The sequence below is a fragment of the Candidatus Nitrosopumilus sp. genome, assembly GCF_965263415.1.
Lineage (GTDB): Archaea > Thermoproteota > Nitrososphaeria > Nitrososphaerales > Nitrosopumilaceae > Nitrosopumilus.
In genome coordinates, this window is record NZ_OZ253671.1 from 208,132 (window position 1) to 229,617 (window position 21,486).

Consider the following 21,486-nt stretch of genomic DNA (forward strand, 5'->3'; position numbering starts at 1 on the left):
AATTTATGAAAAAATTACGTAGTATGCTAAAATCTAACAAACCTCTAGTTATTCCTGGAGTTTATGATGCAATTGGTGCTAAAATTGCAGAAAAGGTAGGATTTGATGCAATGTTTCAAACAGGATATGGTACATCAGCAACTCTCTTTGGAATGCCAGATTATGGGTTCATAGGTGCAACAGAAACAGTTGACAATGCAAGGAGGATTTGCAGAGCAGTTAAAGTTCCAGTAATAGTAGATTCAGACACAGGTTATGGAAATGCATTAAGTGTTTGGAAACTTGTAAAAGAATTAGAATCTGCAGGAGCATCAGGAATTTTTCTAGAAGATCAAAGATGGCCAAAGAGATGCGGACACATGCAAGGAAAAGAAGTTGTTACACAAGAAGAATATACAGAAAAACTTGGTGCTGCAATAGATGCAAGAGAAAATAAAGATTTCATAATTGTTGCAAGAACTGATGCAAGAGCAACAGAAGGACTTGATGCTGCAATAGAAAGAGGATTGCAAAATAAAAAAACAGGAGCTGATGCAGTATTTGTTGAAGCACCAAGATCAATTGAAGAGATGAAACAGATTGGAAAGTCAATAAAAGCACCACTTGTTGCAAACATGATTGAAGGTGGAGCAACTCCAATAAGTTCAGCCCAAGAATTACACAAAATGGGATTCAAAATAATTTTGTACCCGTTATCAGTATTGTTTGCAAACACTTTTGCTACAATGAACATACTTCAAGAATTAAAGAAAACAGGAACAACTTCCAAATACAAAAACAAAGTAGTTAATTTTGATCAATTCAATGATCTTGTAGAACTTTCAAAATTCAGAAAGATGGAAAAGAAGTACGGGTTTTCAAAAAGAGAATAAAATAAAAAATTACAAGTAAAGTCAGTTATGACTGATTTCTCTTTACTTCAATTTCTATTGTTGAAACGTTTCTTGTTCTACCGTCTTGTGACTCTAAAGATTCGGAGCCAATTTTGATTTCTCCGATAGAGTATCCTGCATTTTCTGTTTTTCTTGCAATGATTTGAGCTACATCCACAGCACGTCCAATGCTGAGTCCTCTAGCTTTGATGTTGACGGATGGTATGTTTGCCAATTGAATCAATGTTGATGTAACATATGCCATCAAGGGCTTTTTACCAATGAATATGGTGTCTCTTGCTTCGGTCGACATGGAAAATTTGGTATTTAAGGATAATTTAAAGCTAAAAGTGTTTTTTCTAGTCTAAGTAAATTTTTTTGAAAGATTTGAACCATTATTAACTGGAAAACAAGATTTTATTTAGAATTTGGAAAATATTGTAAAAGTTTTAGAATCTGGAAGTAATGAAGAAAAAATTAAAATTTTAAAAACATTAGATAAAACAGATAATCCAGAAGTTTTAGAAAAAATTATTTCAAAATTAGATGATGACGATATTAAAGTACGCGGAGAAGCATTTAGTTCACTCGTATTAAATAAAAATAAAATTTCGAATTTTTTAATTAAAAATTTGGATTCCCCTAGTAAGAATATTAGAGGTTTTGCAGCACTAGCATTAGCAAATCGAAATGAAACAGATGCAATTCCCAACATAACAAAACTTGCAAAAGATGAACGTTCTATGGTAAGATCATGTGCAATTGGTGCATTGGGTTATCTAAAAGCGAAAGGAGAAAAAGAAATTATTCTTGATTCAGTTTTAGACACAAATGTAGAAGTAAGAAAAAGTGCACTACATGCAATAATTAATCTAAAATTTTCAATTTCTGAAGAAAGAATCAAAGAAATGTCAAAAGACGCAGACTCTGAATTACTAAAAATGCTTTCAAAGTTAAAAAAGTAAAAGTGGACCGGAAGGGATTTGAACCCTTGATCCGATGCATGCCATGCACCTATCCTACCAGACTAGACGACCGGCCCATATTCAGAATTCTGAATCATTAATATTTTTCAAATTGGTTATTAACGTTTAGCGGTCAAACACAAAATCGATGTATGAAATTAACACAATATATTTAACCGTCAATATTATGATTGAATCGTTATGGTGGTAGATAACAAAGCAACAATCACATATGTTCAATTATTAAAAGAAGATCTTGTAATTATTAGATTAGTTCCAAAAGAAGGTCCAGTTCCAGAGTACAAAGCTGGTCAATTTATCACATTAGGATTACCAAATCCTGTTGAAGGAGGAAAAATTGTTAGAAGAGCCTATTCAATTGCATCACATCCAGAAAATAGAGATTACGTTGAACTTGTAATTAGATGGGTTAGAAAACCACTTCCTGGAAGACTAACTACACAATTGTTTAATGCAAAAGAAGGAGATGAAATTCTTTGGTTAAAACCAACAGGACGAGCATTGCTAATCAATGAAGATCTTCCAAATGGAGAAAAAGACAACAGAAGAATTATCTGTATTGGAGGAGGAACTGGTCTTGCACCTTTTGTTAGTTTTGCACAACATCTACATGATTCAGGGGACAAACGAGAGATTGTTGTATTACATGGTGCTAGTTATGTGGATGAATTAAGTTACAAAGATCTGTTAACGGAATTAGAAAATGAGAGCATTAGAAGAGGTAAAGATGAATGGAATTTCAAATACAGAGCAGCAATAAGTAGACCTCAAGAGTGGTTTAACAGATCATGGGCAGGTCAAGTAGGCAGAGTTGAAACATTCCTAAGACCAAGAGATAACGGAATGTCTCCATTAGAAGAATTAATTGGAGATAAAATTACTAAAGAAAATACAATATTCTATGTTTGTGGCTGGCAAGGCACAATTGATGGTGTTATGGACTTCTTAAAACCAAAAGGCTTTGTTACAGAACATGACAAACGTGAAGATGGAAGTTTTGAAGTCAAGTACGAATCATACGGATAGAATTTTTAAAAAAAATCAATCATTGAAATATGAGATTTGTTTAGTTAATCTAATTGATTACTGCACTATATCTTGCACATCTTAATCCAGTTACAAAAGCTCATGTAGAGATTATTGAGGAGTTAAAAAAAGATGCAGACGTTGTAAAGGTGATGCCTGTTGTTTTCAAAGATGGTGAAAAAGAGATTAACAGTAAAAGTTTCCCATTTAGTTTTGAAATTAGAAAGAAAATGTTAGAATCAGAATTTGGAAGTTCTGTTGAAATTACTGAAGATTATGCATTTTTTGCACCATTTAAAAAATACATGCCGCCATTACTCTCACCAAAATCATGGAAGTTAAGAAAGCAGATTTTACGTGGAGTTGAAGGGGATTTTTTTTCATATACAGGAGACAAAGCAGAAGGATACATGTTGAAGATTTACAGATTAAAACCAAAGATAGGGGAGAGAAGATCTCTTTCAGCCTCATCAGTTAAAGAAAAAATGTATGATGCTGCATCTGGAAAAGACACATCATGGAAAGATGATGTAACTGAAAATATTGCAAAAATTATTGAAGAGAATTGGAAAACAATAGAAGAGTTTGCAAATGTAGAAGATACAACTAGAAGGGTTGCAGGAATGAAATTTCCTAAAGAAGGATGGTCAACAGATCAATCTGATTGAATTTTTAAATCTAGATTATCTTCTACGATATGGGTTATAGTTGCAACTTCATAGGGTTTGTGAATTACAGCATTTGGTTGTAATTTTTTGAGAATGGTTTCACTTTCGGATGAAGTGTCAGCTGTTACCATTACTACTTTAGCGGATGGATCAATTTTTCTAATATTTTCTAACGCATATAGACCATCAAAATCAGGCATCATAATATCTAGAAATACAATATCAGGTCTTTTTGATTTAAAAGAATCTACAGCTTCTTTGCCATTAACAACTTTGGATAATATAGTAATGTTATTTAGTTCAAGTATTTCTGAAAACAATTCTAGATTTGCTTCATCATCTTCTGCAACAATTGCAGTTATTACCATCAAGTGAAATTAAAAGAGTCTTTTTAAAACATTATTGGTGAGATTGTTCGAAGTAAAAATTCCAGAAAATTTGCTTCAGATAATATTTGAGTCATTTTACACTACAAAACAAGACGGTACAGGTCTAGGACTAGTCAGTTGTAAAAATACTATTGAGGCTCATAATGGTAAAATTTACGCTCAAAAGTCTGAAGAAGGAGGGTCAATTTTCACAATTTTGCTACCTAAAATCAGAGAAACAAAATAAATTGAAAATAGATTAATACACATCCAGTAAAAATTTTCTATGAAACTTCCACTTTCAAAATATGTTTGGTTTGATGGAAAATATGTTCTAACAGAAAAAGCACAAGTTCCAATTACAACACATGCAATACACTATGGAACATCAATCTTTGAAGGGATTAGAGCATATTGGAATGGAAAAAATCTTCATGTGTTTAGATTAGATGAACATGTAAAACGTTTTAGAAGATCAGGACAGTTTTACAATATTTCACTAAATTTTTCAGACAAAGAGATTACAAATGCTATAATAGGAATATGCAAAAAAAATAAACTCAAAAAATCATGTTATATCAGACCATTTTATTTTGTTGGGGATTATGGAATAAATCTTCACGTTACTGAAAAAGCCCCAACCAATGTTGCAATGTTCACATTTCCTTTTGGGGATTTATTCAACAAGAATGGTATTTCTGCAGGAATTGTTTCTTGGAGGAAATTCTCAGACATGTCAACCCCACCTCAAGCAAAGATGGGGGGAAATTATCTTAATTCAATCATTGCAACACAAGAAGCAAAAAGAAATGGTGTAGATGAAGCAATTTTACTTGATCATAATGGAAATGTAAGTGAAGCACCTGGTGAGAATATCTTTATTGTTAGAGAAGGCCAGATGGCAACTCCATCATTAGCATCAGCTGCACTAGAAGGAATTACACGTGATGCAGTTATTAAAATTGCAAGGGATTTGGACATTGAAATAGTTGAAAGATACATTACACGAAGCGAACTTGCAATGTCTGATGAGATATTTTTAACAGGAACTGCAGCTGAGATCACACCTATAATTTCACTTGATGGAAAGAAAATGAGTAATGGTAAACCAGGAGACATTACAAAGAAAATGATGGAAGAATACACAGACATTGTAATGAACAAAAATAACGATTATTCTCATTGGTTAACTGCGGTGTATTAGATGAAAATTGTTCAGATTGGCACAGGAGGATGGGGAAAGAATCATGCCAGAATATTATCAGAATTAGGAGTACTTTGTGCAATTTGTGACGCAGATGCACAACGTAGTAAAGAATTTGGAGAAAAATATTCTGTAAATAACTATGAATCACTTGAGGATATGATTTCATCTGAAGAATTTGATGGTGCCTTTGTTGTTACACCAACATCTACTCATGCAGGAATTGCAAAAAAATTACTTGAAGCAAAAAAACATGTATTTGTTGAAAAACCTCTTACATACAAAACTGAAGAAGGTGAAGAACTTGCAAGACTTGCAGAAAAAAACAAAGTTATTCTAACTTGTGGATATATTGAAAGATTCAATCCTGCAGTAGGAGTTGTAAAAAATCTGGTTAAAGAAAAAAAATATGGAGATTTGATTATGCTTGAATTCCATAGAGAAAACAGAATGCCACTTCACATTAAAGATGTAGGAATAATTTATGATACATCAGTACACGATATTGACACTGCAAACTGGTTATTTGATGAAATGCCAAATGTGGTATTTGCAAGATCAGGACAAATCAAACACGAACATGAAGATTTTGCAACAATCATGTTAGGATACAAAAATAATAAAGTTGCAATCATTACATCAAATTGGATTACGCCAAAAAGAATTCGAAAATTTCATGCAATTTGTAATGATGCAAGGATTTCATCAGATTTTATCACACAAGAAATCAAAATAGAAAAACAAGAAGAAATTGAAAACATTGAAAATGAAAAACAAGAGCCTTTACTATTAGAAATTCAAAGTTTTCTTGATGCTATTGAAGGCAAAGATGAACATGTTGTAACGGCACAACAGGCAGTAAACGTTTCAAAGATTGCCGAAGCTGCACTTTTATCTAGTCAAAAAGGAGTTCCAATATACTTAGATCTAAAATGAATAAATCTATGATTGACATATTAGCATGTCCGATTGATAAAAATCATCCTTTAGAATTATTTGAGATGAAAGAAAAAGATAATATTGTTTCAGAAGGGGTTTTGTTTTGTTCAAAATGTTCTAGATTTTATCCCATTATTGAGGAAATTCCAATTATGCTTCCAGATGAACTCCGTGATAAAAAACAAGAAATAGAATTTTTAAAAAATTTCAAAGATAAATTGCCTGAAAAAATTATTACAAAGGCAAATCCATGGCATTTGTAGGAAATGGTTACAAATTTTATTTCAAATAAAGCAAAGATTGGTCAAAATGTATCAATTTGGCATTTTACCTATGTTGGAGATAATGTAGAAATTGGAGACAATGTCAAAATTGGCTCCCTTGTGCATATAGATTATGATGTAAAGATTGGAGAGAATACAAAGATTGAAGGTTCAGCTTACATTCCACCATTATCAAGAATTGGTAAAAATGCTTTCATTGGACCTGCTGCAGTTTTAACAAATGATCCTTATCCAATGTGTGATAAAATGGTTGGAGTCACAATAGAAGATGGTGCAATAATTGGAGCACGAGCAGTAATAAAAGCTGGAGTTACTGTTGGAAAGAACAGTGTTGTTGCAATGGGGGCAGTTGTAACTAGAGATGTTCCTGAAAATGTTGTTGTAATGGGATCACCTGCTACAATTAGAAAAACTAGAGAAGAGTACGACAAAAAACAAAAAGAATGGTTAGAGAATTAAGATTTTATTTCTTTTCTGAATATCCAATTTTTCATCTTAGTTAGTGTCAAAATCCAAATAATAATCAAAATCATTGCAATTACAACTTTGACACCTGATGCAACCATCCAATTGAATTCTCCAAATTGTTGAATTGTGAAGGGGCCTAAAACAACTACCATAATTCCACCACCAATTAGAATTAAACCCCACATTGCAAACAAAAATCCATAAATTCCAGCCTTCAAAGAGAAACCCCCATCATGAATGCTGTGATTACAGCCAAAGTTCCTGAAAATATAGCCAGTTTAAAGATTGCAAATCCCACCTGTTTTTCAGACATAGGTCCACCTGCAAGAATTAATCTTACCAAAGTAACAGGAGCTGTTTTATCATCAGTTGCTTTTAATTTGAAATCTTCTGTGTGGTCTACAGGTTTTCCTTTAACTTGCCTATGTTCTACTATTTTTTTTACGCTTGAAAGGAACAAAAATGAGTTAATTACTGCAGGAAGTAATGCAACTGCTGCAATAATTTCTACGCCGCCCACAATTGCTATAGAACCATACATTGCACCCAAAGTTAAAGCTCCAGAATCACCTGGAAAAATTTTACTTGGAATCTTATGATATTTGTAAAATGCTAAAGAAACAAATCCCAAGGGTAAACTTACAATTGCAATTTCATAATTTTGTACAATGAATAAACAGATAGATAGTGAGAAACTTGCTATTACCATGAACCCACTTGCAACTCCATTTAAAACATCAATAGAGTTTATTGTGTTTCCAGTAATTGGAATCATCAAAATAATTAATCCAAGATAAAGAATAGGAATTTGTACTTCACCAAATAATGGAAATGCTAGATCAGTGTCATATGCACCAAAGATAATTATTGGAATTGCAGCAATAGCAAGAGCCACAGGTTTGAACCATCCTCCCATTACTTTTCTATCATCAACATATCCAATTGCAAATGCAGCAGTAGTTGTGATAACTATTGCAATAATTTCATTTAGTTGTAAAAATGCATACAAAACAATCTCTGAAACAATTATTCCTAAAATTATTGATGGTCCTCCAGGTCTTACAATCATAACATCTTCTTTTTTATTCATATCTTTTACTGCCATGTTTCTTTTTTCTAAGAATTTGATTAGTGGTGGAATCGTTAGAAAAACAACAAAAAATGCAACAATACATGAAACAATTGCTGGAATAACTAAATCAATCAATATCTAACCCTTCGTAACTCTGTCTTGATGTTATCCGCAATGGTTGAACCAATTTTATCTATTTCTGCCAATTTATTCACAGGAATCTTTGCTAGATCATCAAGGTTTTTGATTCCATGTTTGAATAGAATTCTTGCTCTAACTCTACCAATTCCTTTAACCCTAACTAGATCAAGCAGTTCTTCTCTAATTCCATAAGATATTCTCCTACGTAGATCACCTAATTCTTCAAGTAAATCTGCCCGTTCAACATGCTTTGCAATCTCTCGGAGGCAATAACAAAGCCAATTTCCAGTCTCAGTCATCCTGTGCATATCACCAGATTCAATTCCAAGGCTATCTGAGAGGCTAAGTTCCGTAGATTCAGTAATCCAAGATTGAAGTGCCAAAAGACTTCTTGAGCAATCATATTCAGAGATTGGTTCTAAGAGTTCTGAAGAATTATTTTCAATCATGAGACTTGCTGTTTCATAGTCTTTTTGTCTAAGAGAAAATTTTGGAAAAAATTCTTCACAATTTGAAATCAAATGCAAGAATCCAAACGTGTGTTTTCTTTCTTCAGACACATTTTCAAGTGCATCTCTAAAATAAGTAGCTGTAAGTGGATCAATGTAAAGCATTGATGTTTTTTTACCAAATTCAGTTGCAGCGTATCTTTCACCTTTTTTGACTATTAAATATTGACTAGAAAGAAAACGCAAAGAAATATCAATTGCAAACTTTACAGTGGGTTTTCGGGATTGTATACCACCAAGTGTTTGTAAAAAGAATTCAAGAATTTCTTCTTTTTTAATTCCAGGATGAGTAACAATAACACTGAGTATATGAGTTCTCAAAGATTTATCATCAGTAATTTTAGATTCAATAGGTTCAGGTTCACCATTAATGTAATAATCAATTAGATCATCGGTATTTCCATTTCCAACAATAATTGATTCACCATAATCATCATATTGAGGTCTTCCCGCTCTTCCACAAAGTTGTTTGTATTCTAGAATACTAATCGGTCTATTTGCACCAACCTTTGCATTGTATCTATTTACATTAGAAATTACAACTCTTCGAGCAGGCAAGTTAACACCTGCAGCTAAAGTGGGAGTAGATGATAATAGTTTGATTGTTCCGTTTCTAAATTCTTTCTCTATGGTTTCTCTACAATTTTGATTTAACCCAGCATGATGAAACGCAACTCCTTTTTTTATCAAAAGAGCCAATGTCTTTACTAATTCAGTATGTTCATTATTAGATAGAATTTTCTTTGATGTTTTCTCTAATTGAGTCATCTCTTTTTTTTCCAAAATTTTAGATATTGCATCAGCTGCCTTTGTTGCAAGCGATTTTGAACGAGTTCTAGTTTCAGCAAAAACTAATGATTGACCGCCATCCTTGACTGATTGTATGCCTAAATCAATAGGCGTTCCACGTATACTACGCTCAACTTCAAATGTTGTACCATCAGCCATAGTTACTTCTCCAGCATCACACACTCCTTCTGAAAGTGGGACAGGTCTCCAAGAATTTTCCACTAACGTGCATTCAAGCCAATCTGCAATTACATCAGAATTTGTTATAGTTGCACTAAGACCAACAATTTGGGGTTTTGTTTCTAAAAGTTTTAGTTGAGTTAAAATCATTTCCAAGGTAGGACCCCTGCTTTCATCACCAATTAGATGAACCTCATCAGCAACCACTAAACCAATTTCATCAATCCATTCAGCACCATGTCTAATTATGGAATCCATTTTTTCATTAGTTAATACTAGAATGTTATTTTTTTCTAGGTTCTTTTCAATATTTTCAAAATCACCAGTAGAAATTCCAACTTTAACTTTGTTACCCAAGGTAGTTTTTTCTAATTTTTTAAATTCAGAAAACTTTTCAGCAGCTATGGCTCTCAAAGGGCTAAGATAGATTATTTTGCCTTTATTTTTTGAAATGTAACTTATCATAGCCAGCATTGCAATCAAAGTTTTTCCACTTGCAGTAGGAGCAGATACTAAAACGCTTTTACCATCAAGCAATCCTGATTTGACACTATCAGCTTGTGGAGGATATAATTTTTCAAAACCTTGTGATTTTAAAAATTCAATTGCAGGTTCTGGAAGTTTTAGTTTTTCTATTTTCATACTCGGTTATAATGACCGGGTTTTGATTCATAAATAGATGCTTCTCTAAGCATTCTTCTAATGTAATTTCTTGCTTCCTCTTCGGTGAATTTTTCACTCTTTTCAAGTTCTCTAACAAATGCTTTTTCTTCAACAGGAATCTTGTTGTCTCCTTCTAGTCCTTTGAGAACATCCATGAATAATTGCATCTTTGAGACTTCACTTCGAGGTTTTCCTTGTAATACACCAAGATCAACCTTTCCAGTATTAACATCAACACCAGCATCTTGTAGCATGCTTTGAATCAGAAATATGGCACGCTCAGCATCCTCTTCTTCAACTTTGTCTTTCATGAGTAGTCTTGCTCTAGCAGTAGAGAGTCGGATAATACCCTCAAGTTGTCTAGGAGTAACTGTGATCATCTCCTCAGATTCAACATTTCTCATTTGAAGATAGTAATCAAGAATTTTTTGTTCTGCTTCTTTTGTTAAATCCGGAGATCCTCGTTTAGCATATGAAAGATATTTTGTAAGTAAATCAACATCAACTACAGATTTTTTGTCAGTTCCTTGAGGAGTGTGTAATTCTATAATGTGTCTTGCAATCTGTTCATCTCTTTCTTTAGTGGGAATGTCTCTAACTACAAAAATCAAGTCAAATCTTGTTAAGAGAGGAATTGGCAGATTAACATTTTCTGTAATGTTTTTGAACGGATCATATTTTCCATACATTGGGTTTGCTGCAGCTAAAATCGATGTTCTTGCATTTAGAGTTGCAACGATACCACCTTTTGCAATACTTGCGGATTGTTGTTCCATAACTTCGTGTAATGCACTTCTATCTTCAGGTTTCATTTTATCGAATTCGTCTATACTTACAAGACCTTGATCACCAAGTACAACTGCACCAGCTTCTAACATCATAATTCCTGTCTTGTCTCTTACAACTGCAGCTGTAAGTCCTGCAGCAGTTGAACCTCTACCAGAAGTATACAAACCACGTGGTGCAATTCTAGAACAAAACTTTAGCATTTCACTTTTTGCAGTACCAGGATCACCAACAAGAAATACATTGATGTCTCCTCTAATCTTACTGCCATCACCTAGTGATCTTTGGTTAGAACCAACAATTAGTAACAAGATTGCTTCTTTGATTAATGACTGTCCTTGAATATGAGGAGCAAATGAATCAATTAGTCTTTGATAAACATCAGGGCTTGCAGAGAGAGCTTTGATCATTTTTTCTTCTTCAGGGGAAATTTCTTCTCTTTCAATTTTTCTTGAAGTCTTAGAACCACGACCACCCAAAAATTCAATGTTATTTCCTTCAATTCTTAATCGATATAATCCGCTATGTCCACGGGTAACACCAGTAACAGATTCTTGCTCTACTCTGACTACACCAGTAAGGACAATTCTATCTCCAGGCCTTGCATTATCTACCAAATCCTGCCTAATTGTGACATCAATATAGTGAGGAAGTTGTCCAGGCGGTAAATCTTCAGGAAGTTCTTGCAATCTTAGAATTTGAAAATCAATGAATTTACTTGCCTCAGGTTTTAGGTCAAATTCTCTATGTTTACAGTTTGGATTGTCACATACAACTGGAACTTTAACATCCATTCCTTTAATCTGAATTACTTTAGTTTCATGCTCATCAGGACAGACAAAGATCAATTCTTTTGCAAGTGGTTTAACTTCAGAAGCTCTTACCACCATTCCAGAAACACTAGTTATGTTTCCAATAGTTTCAGCATTGATTTGTCTAAGACTTCGTTCAGAAGGATAATTTATTAATCTAACACGAACTTCGTCTTTGATTTTTTCAGCATAATCTGGAAATCTGGTTTGTAATGCTTCTTTGATTGCCCTTGAAAAAGCATCAAATATTCTATCAGGGTTTTCTGAAAAAATTGATATGATTTCAGGTTCAATTATCAAATCATTGTAATCAACAATAATGAATTTAGAATTCTTAGGCATCATCTCATCGATTGCCTGTACGTACTTGTATTCACCACTACCATCTTTGAATCTAGTCAAGAATTCTTTTACTTTATCAGATAATGCAGAATCAGTAAAAGTACTAGTTTGAGCGCTACTCATCTCTTTCACCTTTTATTTGATTTTCAAATTCTACACTATTTTCATAGATGGTTTTGTAGAAGATGACTTCTTCAACAGTTAGTTTGTTGTACAAGTCTGAATTCAATTTGATGGAATCAGCTAATTTTACTAATTTTCCTCTTCTCATTCTAAATAATTCCAACATCATGCTTTCGACTTTATCAAAATCATCTCGATTCAATTCCTTCATGGATTCTTTTAGCTTGATGTAAAAATGAGGATCAAGTGTAGAGATTTGATATTCTCCAACCATTTTTTCTTTTGATAATGCTTGTTTAAGTTCAGTAATCATATCAGGAGAGTCTAGAGTTCCCAAGTTGTTGTCGGCCAAAATTTTGCCCACCCATTGAGGTATATTGTTCACTTCACCTTGTTTTCCTTCAGCCTTTAGACCAGCCACATTGAATTTGTAGTCTTGGTTAACTGTAACTTTAGCATCCTTTAGGCGGTATCCAATCGAGTGCACTTTTTCTACTTTATCAATTTCCATTAGAGATCACTGATCATTGCAAGGATCCTCAAGTTTCGGATCGATCAATTCTTTTTACAATTTAGTGAGATCAATTGATCTAAATTAACCTGAGCCTGATCGCACATTATATGATGTATGATTTTAATTTTAATCAAAGGGGATATGATAATAACCAATTCGGATTTATTAGTGGGAATTGCTTCCATGTACTCATATGGATGCAACTGGAATGTGGGTTGAAAAATATCGTCCGCAAAAGCTTTCTGATGTTGTTAATCAAACAGAAATTATTGGAAGTCTAGAAGCTTTAATCAAAGATCCTACAGATATGCCACATCTATTATTTTCAGGATCAGCTGGGGTTGGAAAAACAACTACTGCATTATGTATTTCAAGACAAATTTTAGGAGATTATGCTAAAGACTACACCTTAGAATTGAATGCATCTGATGAAAGAGGAATCGGAATGGTCAGAGAAAAAGTAAAAAAGTTTTCAAGATATGCAGGAATGGAAGATGTTCCATTCAAAATTATCATTTTAGATGAAGCAGATGAAATGACTTCTGATGCTCAGACAGCACTTAGAAGAATTATAGAAGACACTGCAAAAATTTGTCGATTTATCTTAATTGCAAACAATATTTCAAAAATTATTGATCCTATTCAAAGTAGATGTGCAACTTTCAAATTTACATCAGTTCCAGAAGAAGATGTCATAAAAAGATTAGAAGATATCGCTAAAAAAGAGAAAGTGAAGGCAGACAAAAAAGGGCTAAGGGCAATTTATGATTACTCAGAAGGGGATTTGAGACATGCAATCAATCTAATGCAAGCCACTGCAAGTTTAGGTGCAATTTCTGAAGAAAATGTAAAGGCGTCAGCAGGGTTGACAAAAACTACTGATGTCGATGAAGTTCTAAAAATTGCATTATCTGGAAAAATTCCAGAAGCAAGAGAAAGAATGATTGAATTAATCAAAGTTTATGGAATGTCAGAATCAGATTTTTTGAAATATTTGAATTCTGCAGTATTCAAATCAAAACATGACAAGTTATCAGATATTTTAGAGATAATTGCAAAATACGATTACAGAATTTTAGTTGGTTCAAATTCAGAAATTCAACTATCTGCAATGCTAGCAGAACTTGCAAAAGTAGAAAATTAAAAACGCAGAGAGAGGGATTTGAACCCCCGTATGCTTGCGCACACAGGCTCTCAAGGCCCGCGCCCTACCGAGCTAGGCGACCTCTGCAAAAAATTATGGATTATAGACATTAAAATTTGTTGAGTATGTATTGAATTTATAAAAATAAGAAAAAAGAAAAAAATTCTTTAATCGTGTGCGTGTGGATTGTTAGAGCTTGATTCCATTTTTACATAAGAGCCATCAGCTTTTTCGTGATACTCTAAGTAAGATGGTTCAATCAAGATTGCGTGTGTTGGACATGCTTCTTGGCAAGCCATACATTGTGTACAATCATGTTCTCTGATTGGTTGTGATTTATCTGTATAATCTAGACGTTCATCTTGTTCAGTCAAACCAGTTCCATCAAAAGTTGCATCCAAGCATTGTGCTGCTGGAACATCTTTTTCAGTTCTGTACCACTGGAAGGTTTGAACAGGACAGACACTCATACAAGAACCTGCGGCAACACAAGAATCCCAGTCAACTGCTACAGTTGTACCGTGAATTCCAAGAGGAACTTGTTCTTCGCCTCTTGCCTCATATGCTGCTTTGACATCATCATTTGAAAATGCCTCACCATCAGTTCTGCCTTTACCCCAGATGAAGTGTTTATTTTCACCATCACTGTGGCTTGTCTTTCCAACGACTTCTAGATTTTCAACAAATTTCTCATCTATTGGCATGATGTATTTTATTTTAAAATATTATTTAAAGCTAGATAAAATTAGTCGTGACTAAACTAGAATAGATCGGTAAAAATTAACAAAAATAAAAATTCTAAAAATAATTGAGTCTATAGAGTTTTTGCAGCATTATCATGTTTTTCAACATTTGATTGATCTACTTTAATTGCTTGTGGGGGACATACAGAAACACAAGCCATACACCAAATACAATCATGTTCTCTAATTGGATCTGCCTTGTCAGTCATATCTTTTCGTTCATCTTTGACAGAACTACCAATTCCTTCAAAAGTTTGACCAACTACATCTTTTGCTGGAATGTCTTTTTCGGTTCTATACCATTGAAAAACTTGCACAGGACATGCTTCAATACATGCACCATCTGCTACACAAGAATCCCAGTCAACTGCTACAGTTGTTCCACTTACACCAAGAGGAACTTGTTCTTCTCCTCTTGCCTCATATGCTGCTTTGACATCAGCATCTGAAAATGCTTCAGCGTCTGATCTTCCAGGACCCCACATAATGTGAAAGTGTCCTTCTCCATCTGAAATTTTTCCTAGCGGTTTAAGTCCCTCAGGGAAATTTTCTGCTATTGGCATGATGTGGTTTTCTTTCAGTTATTATTTAAAGCTAGACTAGTTTAATTCCGTAATTCTAGTCATAAGTTGATCCCTTACGTTCATAACGCTGTACGATCAATTTTGGGGATATGGACATTATCAAATTTGATGTGTATCGTGGCCCAAACATTGGAGTTTACATTAGTGTTAATGATAAAACAATTTTACTTCCAATGGGATTTGCAAAAACCAAAGCAGAAAAACTAGCAAAATATCTTGGAGTAGATTATCTTTTTACATCAATTGCAAATACTAGATTAATTGGGGCATTATGCATAATGAACAACAAAGGAATTTTGTTACCTAAAACTGCATATCAAAATGAATATGATTTTCTCAAAAAAGAAATGGATTTAGAAGTGGGAGTATTAGATTCAAAATTAACGGCATTAGGAAATGTGATTTGTGCTAATGATAAAGGAGCTGTTGTATCACCATGGTTATCAAAAGATGATTGTCAAACTATTTCAGATGTATTAGGTGTTGAAACAATTCAGAAAAAAATTGCCGGATTCAATCAGACAGGAGTTGTAATGGTGGCAAACAAGTCAGGTGCAGCAATCCATCCAGAAGCAGATGAGGAAGACATGAAGACATTTTCCAATTTATTAGGCGTAAAAATAGAGCAAAGCTCCATCAATAATGGAATTCCATATGTATCATCAGGCATTCTTGCTAACAACAATTGCATAGTAGTAGGCTCACTGACTACAGGTCCAGAAATTATGATGTTAACTAGGGCTTTTCTAAATTAAGAACAGAGTTAGGGTCCTCAGTTAGTTTTTCTAGAGAAATAGTTCCTTCTTTTCCATCTTGCATATCATGTAATACAACATTTCCATTTTCAAGTTCTTGAGGTCCAACTATTATAGAATATCTGGCATTTCCAGCGTTATCCATCTGTTTTTTTAGATTACGTCCTGCAAGATCAATATCAGCAGGAATGTTGTTTAATCGTAATAATGATGTTATAGAGTGAGCAACTTTTTGCATCTCTTCATTAATGTAAACAACTGCAACTCTATTTTGTGAGACTTTGGGAATTATTTTTTGTTCTTGCATTGTAAGAATAATTCGTTCCACTCCACCTGCAACGCCAGTAGCACCAATGTCATCTCTTCCAAATGCTTTTGTCAAAGTATCATATCTTCCTCCACCAGCTAATGCACCAAGTTTTGAGTTTTTATCAAAGACTTCAAAGACCACTCCAGAATAATAATCCAGCCCACGAACTATACCAAAATTAATTCGAATATTTGAGACTCCTCTGTTTTCTAATGAATCAAAGAGTTGTTTTAGTTCATCCCAGGATTCTAGTTGGGCAGTATCAAAAATTTTCTCAACTTCAGAAATAGTTCCCTTTACTTGAGAGAACTCTAGAATTTTTTCAAGTTTAGCAGTATCGTATCCTTTTTTTGTAAATTCTGTTAGAATTTCATCTTTTGATTTTTTAGCAATCTTATCAATTGCTCTTAGAATATCTGTAATTTTATCAGGATCAGTAGTTTCAAAAATTTTATTGATATATGACTCAACAAGATTACGATGGTTAATGTCAATTACAATATCTTTGAGCAATAATGAGTCAAACAAACGGGATGTTAATTCAATGATTTCAGCCTCAGATTCTAAAGTTTTCCTGCCATAAACTTCAATATCCCATTGATGAAAATATCGATATCTTCCTTTTTGAGGTTCATCATATCTAAAAACTCCGCCAAATGCAGAAATTTTTGCTGGAAGTTTCATTGATTTTTGAGCAGTAGCATATCTAGTCAGACCCATTGTAAAGTCAAAACGTAAAGCAACCTCACGATCTCCTTTGTCTTTAAAATAATAGATTTCATCTCTTATTGCAGAGCCAGATTTGGTTTCTAATGTTGATAGGGATTCTAAAACAGATGGTTCCATAAATGAAAATCCATACAAATTAGATAATTTTTTGAAATGGTTTCTTACATGTTCAATGTTTGAGTTCTCAATAGCCTCAAAATCTTTCATCCCTCTTGGAAGTTCCATGATGATTATTTGATAAGGTGTTATGATTTAGATATTTCTTTATTGTAAAATCAGATAAATATCTCTAAAAATTATCAAAATCATGACAAAAAGTATTAGTTGTTCAGATGCAGGTAAGGATTGTGGATGGTCTGCATCAGCAGATACTGAAGAAGAATTGATGACAAAAGTTACCGAACATGTGTTAGCAGAACATAAAGAGATTGAACTTAATGCAAAAAGCATTTCTAGTATCAAATCACTAATCAAAGAAGATAGTTAACGTAACTATGCAGAACTAGGCAGTTTTCAGATTTTTTAAAAAAATGAACAATTGATTAGTAATTTCTTTTATGTAATTATTTCATTAAAAGTCATGTTTACACAAGAAGATAGTGAATTTATTGAAAAATTGGCCAAATGGGCAGAATTAATTGGAGTGAATTTAGACAGGGATTTAGAACAAGTCTAAATTTGACTAGTTGCAAGTCCCATTGCCTCTCCAAAATAATATCCAGACAAAATGGTTCCAGTAGACCAAATGCAAGAACCGGCAAATGTATACAAAACAAATTTTGGAATTTTCATTTTAAGCAATCCTGCAGGAACTGAAATCATTTCGCGCATAACAGGAACCAGTCTTCCGAGAAAAACTGCCTTATCACCATATTTTTCAAACCAATCTTCAACTCGTTCCAATTTCTTTTCGGATATTCTAAAATGTTTTAGATAACGTAACAAAACTGCTCTTCCAAGTTTTAAAGCAATAAAGTAAATTGAAGATGTTCCTATAGTGGCACCAAGAGCGCCAAGAATTATCATAGGAATTATTCCAATTAATGGAATCCCTTGTTGTGATGCCAAAAATCCAGCTGTTGGAAAAATTGCCAATGTAGGAATTGGAGGAACTATGGTTTCAATTAAAGCTGCCAAAAAAATACCCTCATAGAGATGATCTCCTAAGAAATTAGTAATAAAAACAAGAAATGAGTCAAATGGTTCCATTTGATTCTGAAAATAAAATCGTATTAAATTACTTTACGAGTAAAAAATAGAATTAGAAATTATTTTATGACTAGAGATTAGAAGAAAATCATGCCAAGAATTTCACATTTTGATATTCCATCAGACAATCCAGAAAGAACTCAAAAATTCTATAAAGAAGTTTTTAATTGGAAATTTGAAAAATGGGATGGGCCAATGGAATATTGGATGATCAATACAGGTCATAAAGAAGAGCCTGGAATTAATGGAGGATTATCAAAAAGAATTCCTGGGCAAATAGGCATAACAAATACAATTACAGTTCCATCAATTGATGAGTTTGCAAAAAAAATTATTGAAAAAGGAGGACAAATAATTGTTCCAAAGATGGCAATTCCTAAAGTAGGATGGTTTGCACAATGTACAGATACTGAAATGAATGCATTTGGAATCATCGAGATGGATCCTAAAGCTGAATAATACCAACCATATTATAATTAAAAAGAGGTTAAAACATACAATTGAGTTACAAGTTTTTAGATCATGCAACAGATGCAATTATTGAAGTTACAGCAAAAGATCTTCAAGAAGCATTTTCAGTAACAGCTGATGCTGTAATTAACTTAACACTTGATCAAGATAAAGTGGAAGAAAATGAACAAAGAAAATTTTTTGCAGAAGGAAAAGATTTGAGGTATTTGTTATTTAGTTGGCTAGAAGAAATACCTTTCTTGTTAATTACAGAAGGATTTGCAATTAAAAGAATTGAATTTAATATAACTCAAAATCAAAATTACAAGATAAATGCAACAGCATATGGCGAACCACTTAATTTAAAAAAACATAATTTCAAGGTTGAGATAAAAGCCCCAACATTTTATGATATGGAAATAAAGCAAAATGGAGGAGTTTTTATGAGATTTTTGCTTGATTTGTAATTTTTGTAAAGATTTCTTTGCAATTCTCTAGAAGAAATTATACGTGTTTTTTAAAAGGCTAAAAGACAAAGGAGTTTTGTGAATACGAAATTAGGTACAATTGCAGTGTTTTCATTGTCTTTGCTTATGGTGTCACCAGCTTATGCTAGTGTTACATCATTTTCATTAGAAAAGAATTTTTTCATAATAGATGAAAATATCAAATTTGTGGGAGAACAGGAAGGTAGTGAAGTTATTCATATAATGATTTTTAATTCAAATGGAAAGTTCAAAGGTATAGTATCAGACCCTACTCCAAATCAAGGAATATTTGAAACATTTCCAAAATCAGTTGAAAGTATTTTTGGAGTTGAAGGAATCTATACTGCTACAGCATTTACAGATAGTGAAAAAGTAGAAAATGGCACCTCAATACAATTAGAATTTGATGGACAAAGAGTTTTCGAAGTTTCTGATGTTGTTTTACAATTAAAAGCTATTCCAGATAGAGAAGTTGACGAATTAAAAACAATTTCATTCACCGTTAGTGTAACAGATAGTTCAATTGAAAATGTAGTGTATAGTTTAGATGGGAATATACCTGATGGAGCTACATTAAATTCAGATACGGGTAAATTCACATGGACCCCATCAAGTTCTCATGGAAATAATCCAGGAGCTGAATATACTTTTGATATTGTTGCAACAAAAGGTAGTCAAACAGATACAGAAAATATCATCATTACAGTTAATGAACCCATAGTAGTAAAATCTGAACCAAAAGAAACAGAACCTGAACCAAAAGAAACAGAACCTGAACCAAAAGAAACAGAACCTGAAGAATTAGGATTAGCATCATTTGTTGATGAATCAAAAGATCCTCAAAGTTATGTGGACAGATACAATGAGGAAGAAGGTTACAAAAAGTGGTTTGATGATAATTATCCTGAATACTCTTCAATTTATCAGGCTGTAGGATTAGAAGAGCCTCTAGAGATTCCAGCATCATTTGTTGATGAATCAAAAGATCCTCAAAGTTATGTGGACAGATACAATGAGGAAGAAGGTTACAAAAAGTGGTTTGATGATAATTATCCTGAATACTCTTCAATTTATCAGGCTGTAGGATTAGAAGAACCAAAAGTATTAGCACCATTTGTTGACCCAAATCTAGATCCACAATACTATGTAGACAGATACAATAATGAAATTACATACAAAGACTGGTTTGATAAAACATATCCTGAAATGACAATTTATGAAGCAGTAGGATTAGATGAACCGGAAATTGTTGAACTAGAATTTGGAGAATGTGGTGTAGGAACAAATCTAGTAGATGGAGAATGTACAGTCATTCCAATAGAAAGTAAAGATGGAGGAGGATGTCTAATTGCAACTGCAGCATATGGATCAGAGATGGCACCACAGGTTCAATTTCTAAGAGAAATTAGAGACAATCAATTAATGAACACTAACTCAGGAACATCATTTATGACAGGATTTAACCAAGTTTACTATTCGTTCTCACCACACATTGCAGACATGCAAAGAGAAAATCCAATGTTCAAAGAAATGATAAAGATTGGAATCACACCATTGTTATCATCATTATCCATTATGGAATATGCAGAATCAGAATCACAAGTTCTTGGATATGGAATTGGCGTGATATTGATAAACATTGGAATGTATATTGCAGCTCCTGCAATGTTGTTTTTTGGAATAAAAAAAGTAAGACGAGTTAGGTTTTAATCATAATACTTTTTGATAATCAATATGGGAAAATTGAGTAGAAATCTTCGAATTTGTGGAGATTGTGGAATTGCATATACTTCGGTTAGTTTTACAAAATACATCGATCAGTGTCCCATTTGCAAATCAAGAAGATATGAAGCAATTCCTGTAAAATCTGCCGATGAATGATTTTTCAATATAGATTTTTTAGTAGAATGGATTTTGATATCATATTGTCTGAAGACCCAGAAATTGAAAAAATCAAACAGAGAAAATTAGAAGAAATGCTAAAACAGCAAAGCCAGCCTAAAGTTGAGCCTGGAATTATTGATTTGGATGACTCTAATTTTGATCAGACTGTTTTGGCTGAGAATCCAACTTTGGTTGATTTTTGGGCAGAGTGGTGTGGGCCATGTAAGATGATGCATCCAGTATTTGAGAGTTTATCAAAAAAATATCCCAAAGTAAAATTTGCAAGGGTCAATGTTGATAACAATCAAAACATTGCAATGAAGTTTGCAGTACAATCAATTCCAACATTTATCATGTTCAAATCAGGACAAATTGTTGACAAGATGATGGGAGCAGTAGGAGCTCCTGGAATCAATATGATTTGTCAAAAACATTCACAATAAA

General features: G+C 33.2%; 28 protein-coding genes and 2 tRNA genes. 17 read left to right on the plus strand and 13 right to left on the minus strand.

Features of this window, described 5'->3' with window-relative positions:
* The first annotated feature begins 23 nt into the window (after positions 1-23).
* Entirely contained in the window at positions 24-872 is an 849-nt protein-coding gene (locus ACQY22_RS01800) for an isocitrate lyase/PEP mutase family protein (RefSeq protein WP_428325506.1), read from the plus strand.
* Positions 873-897: 25 nt separating this feature from the next.
* Here ACQY22_RS01800 and ACQY22_RS01805 read toward each other — a convergent pair whose 3' ends face one another.
* Complete coding sequence (locus ACQY22_RS01805) at positions 898-1,185, minus strand: DNA-binding protein (RefSeq protein WP_428324845.1); 288 nt, start codon at positions 1,183-1,185, stop codon at positions 898-900.
* Between the two features lie 115 nt (positions 1,186-1,300).
* Here ACQY22_RS01805 and ACQY22_RS01810 point away from each other — a divergent pair, with 115 nt between their 5' ends.
* On the plus strand, positions 1,301-1,837 hold the full coding sequence (locus ACQY22_RS01810) for a HEAT repeat domain-containing protein (RefSeq protein ID WP_428324846.1): 537 nt from the start codon (positions 1,301-1,303) through the stop codon (positions 1,835-1,837).
* Positions 1,838-1,840: 3 nt separating this feature from the next.
* Here ACQY22_RS01810 and ACQY22_RS01815 read toward each other — a convergent pair.
* A tRNA-Ala gene (locus ACQY22_RS01815) sits at positions 1,841-1,914 on the minus strand.
* 124 nt (positions 1,915-2,038) lie between these two features.
* Here ACQY22_RS01815 and ACQY22_RS01820 point away from each other — a divergent pair.
* Together ACQY22_RS01820 and ACQY22_RS01825 are read left to right on the plus strand one after the other, a co-directional pair.
* Positions 2,039-2,884 carry a ferredoxin--NADP reductase gene (locus ACQY22_RS01820; RefSeq protein ID WP_428324847.1) on the plus strand — a complete coding sequence of 282 codons (846 nt, stop codon included), beginning with the start codon at positions 2,039-2,041 and terminating at the stop codon, positions 2,882-2,884.
* 53 nt (positions 2,885-2,937) lie between these two features.
* Positions 2,938-3,552 (plus strand): hypothetical protein, encoded by a 615-nt coding sequence (locus tag ACQY22_RS01825; protein ID WP_428324848.1) that lies wholly within the window; start codon positions 2,938-2,940, stop codon positions 3,550-3,552.
* On the opposite strand, the gene ACQY22_RS01830 is transcribed toward ACQY22_RS01825, so the two are convergent.
* Positions 3,540-3,920, minus strand: coding sequence for a response regulator (locus ACQY22_RS01830; RefSeq protein WP_428324849.1), 381 nt, complete (start codon positions 3,918-3,920; stop codon positions 3,540-3,542). The two genes, ACQY22_RS01825 and ACQY22_RS01830, sit on opposite strands and share 13 nt — an antisense overlap.
* A 37-nt stretch (positions 3,921-3,957) precedes the next feature.
* Here ACQY22_RS01830 and ACQY22_RS01835 point away from each other — a divergent pair, with 37 nt between their 5' ends.
* From ACQY22_RS01835 to ACQY22_RS01855, 5 genes are read left to right on the plus strand one after another with little or no spacing between them, the layout of a single operon-like run.
* Positions 3,958-4,167: an ATP-binding protein gene (locus ACQY22_RS01835; RefSeq protein ID WP_428324850.1), complete on the plus strand. Its 210-nt coding sequence runs from the start codon at positions 3,958-3,960 to the stop codon at positions 4,165-4,167.
* Positions 4,168-4,206: 39 nt separating this feature from the next.
* Complete coding sequence (locus ACQY22_RS01840; RefSeq protein WP_428324851.1) at positions 4,207-5,124, plus strand: branched-chain amino acid transaminase; 918 nt, start codon at positions 4,207-4,209, stop codon at positions 5,122-5,124.
* Positions 5,125-6,060 (plus strand): Gfo/Idh/MocA family protein, encoded by a 936-nt coding sequence (locus tag ACQY22_RS01845; protein WP_428324852.1) that lies wholly within the window; start codon positions 5,125-5,127, stop codon positions 6,058-6,060.
* Positions 6,057-6,326, plus strand: a complete 270-nt coding sequence (locus ACQY22_RS01850; protein WP_428324853.1) for a Trm112 family protein — start codon at positions 6,057-6,059, stop codon at positions 6,324-6,326. The genes ACQY22_RS01845 and ACQY22_RS01850 overlap by 4 nt, the downstream gene beginning before the upstream one ends.
* Positions 6,327-6,329: 3 nt before the next feature.
* On the plus strand, positions 6,330-6,806 hold the full coding sequence (locus ACQY22_RS01855) for an acyltransferase (protein WP_428324854.1): 477 nt from the start codon (positions 6,330-6,332) through the stop codon (positions 6,804-6,806).
* Here ACQY22_RS01855 and ACQY22_RS01860 read toward each other — a convergent pair.
* The 5 genes from ACQY22_RS01860 to ACQY22_RS01880 are packed head-to-tail and all read right to left on the minus strand — an operon-like array spanning position 6,803 to position 12,743.
* The gene (locus ACQY22_RS01860; protein WP_428324855.1) at positions 6,803-7,033 is read right to left on the minus strand and encodes a hypothetical protein; all 231 of its coding nucleotides are present in this window, start codon (positions 7,031-7,033) and stop codon (positions 6,803-6,805) included. The two genes, ACQY22_RS01855 and ACQY22_RS01860, sit on opposite strands and share 4 nt — an antisense overlap.
* Positions 7,030-8,022, minus strand: coding sequence for an MraY family glycosyltransferase (locus ACQY22_RS01865; RefSeq protein ID WP_428324856.1), 993 nt, complete (start codon positions 8,020-8,022; stop codon positions 7,030-7,032). Before ACQY22_RS01865 ends, ACQY22_RS01860 begins: the two co-directional genes overlap by 4 nt.
* Complete coding sequence (locus tag ACQY22_RS01870) at positions 8,019-10,148, minus strand: DEAD/DEAH box helicase (protein WP_428324857.1); 2,130 nt, start codon at positions 10,146-10,148, stop codon at positions 8,019-8,021. The genes ACQY22_RS01865 and ACQY22_RS01870 overlap by 4 nt, the downstream gene beginning before the upstream one ends.
* Positions 10,145-12,232, minus strand: coding sequence for a minichromosome maintenance protein MCM (locus ACQY22_RS01875; protein WP_428324858.1), 2,088 nt, complete (start codon positions 12,230-12,232; stop codon positions 10,145-10,147). The genes ACQY22_RS01870 and ACQY22_RS01875 overlap by 4 nt, the downstream gene beginning before the upstream one ends.
* Entirely contained in the window at positions 12,225-12,743 is a 519-nt protein-coding gene (locus tag ACQY22_RS01880) for a hypothetical protein (protein ID WP_428324859.1), read from the minus strand. Before ACQY22_RS01880 ends, ACQY22_RS01875 begins: the two co-directional genes overlap by 8 nt.
* A 196-nt stretch (positions 12,744-12,939) precedes the next feature.
* Here ACQY22_RS01880 and ACQY22_RS01885 point away from each other — a divergent pair, with 196 nt between their 5' ends.
* Positions 12,940-13,890, plus strand: coding sequence for a replication factor C small subunit (locus ACQY22_RS01885; protein WP_428324860.1), 951 nt, complete (start codon positions 12,940-12,942; stop codon positions 13,888-13,890).
* 3 nt (positions 13,891-13,893) lie between these two features.
* Here ACQY22_RS01885 and ACQY22_RS01890 read toward each other — a convergent pair.
* The 3 genes from ACQY22_RS01890 to ACQY22_RS01900 form a co-directional block, all read right to left on the minus strand.
* Positions 13,894-13,977: transfer RNA gene (locus tag ACQY22_RS01890), tRNA-Ser, on the minus strand.
* An 80-nt stretch (positions 13,978-14,057) separates the two neighbouring features.
* The gene (locus ACQY22_RS01895) at positions 14,058-14,594 is read right to left on the minus strand and encodes a 4Fe-4S dicluster domain-containing protein (protein WP_428324861.1); all 537 of its coding nucleotides are present in this window, start codon (positions 14,592-14,594) and stop codon (positions 14,058-14,060) included.
* 110 nt (positions 14,595-14,704) lie between these two features.
* Positions 14,705-15,196: a 4Fe-4S dicluster domain-containing protein gene (locus tag ACQY22_RS01900; protein WP_428324862.1), complete on the minus strand. Its 492-nt coding sequence runs from the start codon at positions 15,194-15,196 to the stop codon at positions 14,705-14,707.
* A 110-nt stretch (positions 15,197-15,306) separates the two neighbouring features.
* Here ACQY22_RS01900 and ACQY22_RS01905 point away from each other — a divergent pair, with 110 nt between their 5' ends.
* On the plus strand, positions 15,307-15,972 hold the full coding sequence (locus ACQY22_RS01905; protein ID WP_428324863.1) for a translation initiation factor IF-6: 666 nt from the start codon (positions 15,307-15,309) through the stop codon (positions 15,970-15,972).
* Here ACQY22_RS01905 and hisS read toward each other — a convergent pair.
* The gene (gene hisS, locus ACQY22_RS01910) at positions 15,953-17,236 is read right to left on the minus strand and encodes a histidine--tRNA ligase (RefSeq protein WP_428324864.1); all 1,284 of its coding nucleotides are present in this window, start codon (positions 17,234-17,236) and stop codon (positions 15,953-15,955) included. The genes ACQY22_RS01905 and hisS overlap by 20 nt on opposite strands.
* A gap of 82 nt (positions 17,237-17,318) precedes the next feature.
* Here hisS and ACQY22_RS01915 point away from each other — a divergent pair, with 82 nt between their 5' ends.
* Positions 17,319-17,498: a DUF1059 domain-containing protein gene (locus ACQY22_RS01915; protein WP_428324865.1), complete on the plus strand. Its 180-nt coding sequence runs from the start codon at positions 17,319-17,321 to the stop codon at positions 17,496-17,498.
* A gap of 185 nt (positions 17,499-17,683) precedes the next feature.
* On the opposite strand, the gene ACQY22_RS01920 is transcribed toward ACQY22_RS01915, so the two are convergent.
* Positions 17,684-18,220 (minus strand): DedA family protein, encoded by a 537-nt coding sequence (locus tag ACQY22_RS01920; protein WP_428324866.1) that lies wholly within the window; start codon positions 18,218-18,220, stop codon positions 17,684-17,686.
* A gap of 90 nt (positions 18,221-18,310) precedes the next feature.
* On the opposite strand from ACQY22_RS01920, the gene ACQY22_RS01925 reads away from it, so the two are divergent.
* The 5 genes from ACQY22_RS01925 to trxA all read left to right on the plus strand — a co-directional run bounded on the left by ACQY22_RS01925 (position 18,311) and on the right by trxA (position 21,485).
* Positions 18,311-18,679, plus strand: coding sequence for a VOC family protein (locus ACQY22_RS01925; RefSeq protein ID WP_428324867.1), 369 nt, complete (start codon positions 18,311-18,313; stop codon positions 18,677-18,679).
* A 41-nt stretch (positions 18,680-18,720) separates the two neighbouring features.
* Entirely contained in the window at positions 18,721-19,137 is a 417-nt protein-coding gene (locus ACQY22_RS01930) for an archease (protein WP_428324868.1), read from the plus strand.
* A gap of 78 nt (positions 19,138-19,215) precedes the next feature.
* The gene (locus ACQY22_RS01935; protein WP_428324869.1) at positions 19,216-20,868 is read left to right on the plus strand and encodes an Ig domain-containing protein; all 1,653 of its coding nucleotides are present in this window, start codon (positions 19,216-19,218) and stop codon (positions 20,866-20,868) included.
* A 24-nt stretch (positions 20,869-20,892) separates the two neighbouring features.
* On the plus strand, positions 20,893-21,039 hold the full coding sequence (locus tag ACQY22_RS01940; protein WP_187146549.1) for a hypothetical protein: 147 nt from the start codon (positions 20,893-20,895) through the stop codon (positions 21,037-21,039).
* Positions 21,040-21,083: 44 nt separating this feature from the next.
* The gene (trxA, locus tag ACQY22_RS01945) at positions 21,084-21,485 is read left to right on the plus strand and encodes a thioredoxin (RefSeq protein WP_428324870.1); all 402 of its coding nucleotides are present in this window, start codon (positions 21,084-21,086) and stop codon (positions 21,483-21,485) included.
* Position 21,486 lies beyond the last annotated feature (1 nt).

Excerpts from the sequence above, each read along its gene's own strand:
- ACQY22_RS01850 (WP_428324853.1), top strand. The coding sequence starts at position 6,057 with ATGAATAAATCTATGATTGACATATTAGCATGTCCGATTGATAAAAAT.
- ACQY22_RS01855 (WP_428324854.1), top strand. The coding sequence starts at position 6,330 with ATGGTTACAAATTTTATTTCAAATAAAGCAAAGATTGGTCAAAATGTA.
- ACQY22_RS01920 (WP_428324866.1), bottom strand. The coding sequence starts at position 18,220 with ATGGAACCATTTGACTCATTTCTTGTTTTTATTACTAATTTCTTAGGA.
- ACQY22_RS01840 (WP_428324851.1), top strand. The coding sequence starts at position 4,207 with ATGAAACTTCCACTTTCAAAATATGTTTGGTTTGATGGAAAATATGTT.
- ACQY22_RS01805 (WP_428324845.1), bottom strand. The coding sequence starts at position 1,185 with ATGTCGACCGAAGCAAGAGACACCATATTCATTGGTAAAAAGCCCTTG.
- ACQY22_RS01895 (WP_428324861.1), bottom strand. The coding sequence starts at position 14,594 with ATGCCAATAGATGAGAAATTTGTTGAAAATCTAGAAGTCGTTGGAAAG.
- ACQY22_RS01925 (WP_428324867.1), top strand. The coding sequence starts at position 18,311 with ATGCCAAGAATTTCACATTTTGATATTCCATCAGACAATCCAGAAAGA.
- ACQY22_RS01900 (WP_428324862.1), bottom strand. The coding sequence starts at position 15,196 with ATGCCAATAGCAGAAAATTTCCCTGAGGGACTTAAACCGCTAGGAAAA.
- ACQY22_RS01845 (WP_428324852.1), top strand. The coding sequence starts at position 5,125 with ATGAAAATTGTTCAGATTGGCACAGGAGGATGGGGAAAGAATCATGCC.
- ACQY22_RS01800 (WP_428325506.1), top strand. The coding sequence starts at position 24 with ATGCTAAAATCTAACAAACCTCTAGTTATTCCTGGAGTTTATGATGCA.
- ACQY22_RS01875 (WP_428324858.1), bottom strand. The coding sequence starts at position 12,232 with ATGAGTAGCGCTCAAACTAGTACTTTTACTGATTCTGCATTATCTGAT.
- ACQY22_RS01830 (WP_428324849.1), bottom strand. The coding sequence starts at position 3,920 with ATGGTAATAACTGCAATTGTTGCAGAAGATGATGAAGCAAATCTAGAA.
- ACQY22_RS01880 (WP_428324859.1), bottom strand. The coding sequence starts at position 12,743 with ATGGAAATTGATAAAGTAGAAAAAGTGCACTCGATTGGATACCGCCTA.
- ACQY22_RS01915 (WP_428324865.1), top strand. The coding sequence starts at position 17,319 with ATGACAAAAAGTATTAGTTGTTCAGATGCAGGTAAGGATTGTGGATGG.
- ACQY22_RS01870 (WP_428324857.1), bottom strand. The coding sequence starts at position 10,148 with ATGAAAATAGAAAAACTAAAACTTCCAGAACCTGCAATTGAATTTTTA.
- ACQY22_RS01885 (WP_428324860.1), top strand. The coding sequence starts at position 12,940 with ATGGATGCAACTGGAATGTGGGTTGAAAAATATCGTCCGCAAAAGCTT.
- ACQY22_RS01940 (WP_187146549.1), top strand. The coding sequence starts at position 20,893 with ATGGGAAAATTGAGTAGAAATCTTCGAATTTGTGGAGATTGTGGAATT.
- hisS (WP_428324864.1), bottom strand. The coding sequence starts at position 17,236 with ATGGAACTTCCAAGAGGGATGAAAGATTTTGAGGCTATTGAGAACTCA.
- ACQY22_RS01820 (WP_428324847.1), top strand. The coding sequence starts at position 2,039 with ATGGTGGTAGATAACAAAGCAACAATCACATATGTTCAATTATTAAAA.
- ACQY22_RS01905 (WP_428324863.1), top strand. The coding sequence starts at position 15,307 with ATGGACATTATCAAATTTGATGTGTATCGTGGCCCAAACATTGGAGTT.